General features: G+C 33.1%; 5 protein-coding genes. 4 read left to right on the top strand and 1 reads right to left on the bottom strand.

The window, feature by feature from the left end; genetic code table 11:
- Together ABX784_RS16575 and ABX784_RS16570 are read left to right on the top strand one after the other, a co-directional pair.
- A partial coding sequence (locus ABX784_RS16575) for a chloride channel protein (RefSeq protein ID WP_372656175.1) occupies window positions 1–861 on the top strand: 861 nt, incomplete at its 5' end.
- Window positions 862–873: 12 nt separating this feature from the next.
- Window positions 874–1,452 carry an HAD family hydrolase gene (locus tag ABX784_RS16570; protein ID WP_372656174.1) on the top strand — a complete coding sequence of 193 codons (579 nt, stop codon included), beginning with the start codon at window positions 874–876 and terminating at the stop codon, window positions 1,450–1,452.
- A gap of 25 nt (window positions 1,453–1,477) precedes the next feature.
- Here the strand turns inward: ABX784_RS16570 and ABX784_RS16565 are convergent, their stop codons facing one another.
- Complete coding sequence (locus ABX784_RS16565) at window positions 1,478–1,861, bottom strand: hypothetical protein (protein WP_372656173.1); 384 nt, start codon at window positions 1,859–1,861, stop codon at window positions 1,478–1,480.
- Between the two features lie 150 nt (window positions 1,862–2,011).
- On the opposite strand from ABX784_RS16565, the gene ABX784_RS16560 reads away from it, so the two are divergent.
- Complete coding sequence (locus ABX784_RS16560) at window positions 2,012–2,488, top strand: hypothetical protein (RefSeq protein ID WP_372656172.1); 477 nt, start codon at window positions 2,012–2,014, stop codon at window positions 2,486–2,488.
- Window positions 2,489–2,563: 75 nt separating this feature from the next.
- Window positions 2,564–2,893 carry a hypothetical protein gene (locus ABX784_RS16555; protein WP_372656171.1) on the top strand — a complete coding sequence of 110 codons (330 nt, stop codon included), beginning with the start codon at window positions 2,564–2,566 and terminating at the stop codon, window positions 2,891–2,893.
- Window positions 2,894–3,037: the final 144 nt, after the last annotated feature.

The raw sequence follows: 3,037 nt of genomic DNA, 5'->3' as shown, positions 1-3,037 counted from the left end.
TATGAAAGAAAAGTTCTTCTGATCGCAGGATCTGGAGCTGGACTTGGGGCCGCCATAGGAACTCCATGGGCGGGAGTTATCTTTGGAATGGAAATCATTACAGTTGGAAGGCTTAGACTCTTTGCTTTTTTTCAATGCTTAATAGCTTCCTTTGTCGCTCACTTTAGTGTTCACTTACTAAAAATCCCTCATACAATTTACCCAGACATTGAATTTCCTTCATTTCAAATTTCATACATCATATACTTAGCATTGGCCGGTATAGTTTTTGGACTTACTGCTAATTCATTTTCTAGATTTACTCACTTCATAACTTTTGTGTTCAAAAAACTTATTAGTTACCCTCCTCTTAGACCCTTTATAGGAGGTATTCTGATAATTGTTTTATATTATATAGAAGGAACTAATCAATATGCAGGACTAGGGCTTGGTACCATACAAAACTCTCTCATTGAACAGTCTCACTGGAGCGTTCCACTTTTAAAAGTTCTCTTCACTGCTCTTACTTTAGGCTCAGGTTTTAAAGGTGGCGAATTTACTCCTCTTGTTTTTATTGGAGCAACCCTTGGAAGTGCTCTAGCTCTTTTTACACCAATATCTTTTGAAATACTTGCGGCAGTTGGTTTTGTTTCTGTTTTTGGTGGAGCTTCAAATGCTCCTATCGCTTGTACTATTATGGCGATAGAAGTTTTTGGACTAAAGATTGCTCCATACGCTTTCATAACTTGTTTTGTAAGCTATTACTTCTCAGGGCATAATGGGATATATTACTCTCAAAAGTATTATGCAAAGAAGTACACCAGGCCTTTTAAACTGATACGACTTCTTGGAGAACTTCCAAAAAGGTTTACATCCAAGTAATAAGGAATAACCATGAAAATTAGTGCCGTAGTATTTGATATGGATGGAACACTTGTTGAGACAAATATTAAATTTGCCTCTATCAGAAAAGAATTAAATATTCCTTATGAGTCTTCTATTCTTGAGTATATCGAAGAAAACCTTACAGGAAAAGATAAGACCTACGCCTATAGTATTGTTCATAAGTATGAAGAGATGGCCTGCCAAAATGCTAAAGAGATTAGAGATATAAACCTTTTCATCGAAGCTCTTTCAAATAAAAAGATCCCTACAGGTATTCTAACAAGAAACTCTAAAGTGATCACAGATAAAACTCTAAGTATGTTTAAATGGACGTTTGACCTTGTACTAACTAGAGACTGCGCTAAGGCGAAACCCGATCCTGATGGACTGGAAATATTTTCAAGAAAGTTTAATATTCCCTTAAATGAGATTCTCTATATAGGTGATTATGATTTTGATATAGAAACCGCAAAGAATGCAGGCTCTATTGCCGCATTAATTACAAATGAAAAAAATCAATATTTAAAAGATAGTGCAGATATTATTATAGAGAACTATATGGATCTATATAACGATTACATTAAATAGACCCACTTATTAGAAATTCTTTAGACTATAGTGAAGAACTTACTGCGCAGCTTTCAATGTAACGTGTTACTGAAAACTCACTTCCATAATCATCAGATAACTCATAGCTTACTTTCACTGTGTCTTCAGTATTTTGATAGCTCTCATGAATTAACTCACAACTTACTAGCTTAATCTTGTCGTGATTTCCTTGGTAGTAGGCTCCATTCATTTTAAATGCTGCACTCTTAATTTCTTCACAAGTACTCTCAAACTCTCCCCAAAAACAAAACTTTGCTTGATTCGCTTCTTCTTGAGATTGGTAATTGAAGCTTGAGTCAGAAAATCCAATAACTTGACCAGGAGAGATGACTCTAGCAGTTGAGTGTAAAGAAAATGTAAACATAAGTAATAATAGAGATTTATTCATTTTAATATCCTTGAAAAACTTTAAACATACTTAGCACTTACTAAGTAAAGACTATATACTCCGTATAAAAAATTCAAAGAAATAGACTCAAATATATTAATTATGTTTAAGTATGAAAAATACAATTAGATCTCATAAAAGGAGTTAAACATGAAAGTAATCCCTCTATTCTTAGTCTTAATGAATCCAGTATTTGCTGATGTTGTAGAGTATACACTTCAAAGCTCCGACACTACAAACTGCCCTACACATTTAGTCCTAGAAGACAATCTCAACCAAGTAGAACTATCTCTCAATAGTGATATGGGGGCATATTTTAATAAAGACTCAAGCGAAGGTAACTTGATTATTGAAAATATCAATGAAGGAACCCAAGTAGTCAGATCTACAAATAGTTCACATGGAACTAAATCAAAAACAAAATATACTGCAAATAGAGAGAATAATATTATTTCTGTTACTAAAGAGATTAAGTACGGAACATTTGGATCAGAGAAGTCAGAAAGTGAACTTGTTTTAGAGTTTAAAGAAAGTAAGCTAACAATTGACTTTAGTAGATCTTATAAAGAAACATTTGTTACTAGCTGGGAAACAAGTAATAACTGTATATATAATGAAATAAAGTAAAGTAAATAAAAAGTAATAGAAGTGATGATATTCAGGCACTCCTATTACTTTTTTCTTGGATTCTATTTTTAGATTATGCTAAAAATAGATATGGTCCAAATCACCTTCATTCTTATAGTCCTCTGCTTCTCTACACTCTCTTCGAACGCTTGTAACTTGAGAGACCTGAGAGAAAGAAACAATAACAAACACCTGTCAATCACTGGAAAAATACACAAAGATGTACCTTGTAAGAAAATTCAAAATAGAATTGTGAGTCTAATTGCTGAAGAACCAGAGTCTCTTCAAATTCAAACTCAGATACAAGACCTTTATTATTTAGATGAGTATATGATTTCAATCCAAATCCAATATATATGGATAGATAATAATCGTGTTGGACAAGCTCAAGTTTTCAGTTTTTAAAAGTAAAGTGAATAGATCTATGATATTTAGAAATATAGAGCGAAAAGATAATCAAATCATTGCGAAAATTATAAGAGAAAGCCTAGACTCCTATGGACTAGGAATACCTGGAACAGTCTACACAGATCCAACCACAGATGATTT

The organism is Halobacteriovorax sp. (assembly GCF_041587335.1).
In the GTDB taxonomy this organism is placed as follows: domain Bacteria; phylum Bdellovibrionota; class Bacteriovoracia; order Bacteriovoracales; family Bacteriovoracaceae; genus Halobacteriovorax.
Note: the sequence above shows the minus strand (reverse complement) of the source record. Positions and strands in the feature narration are given on the sequence as shown.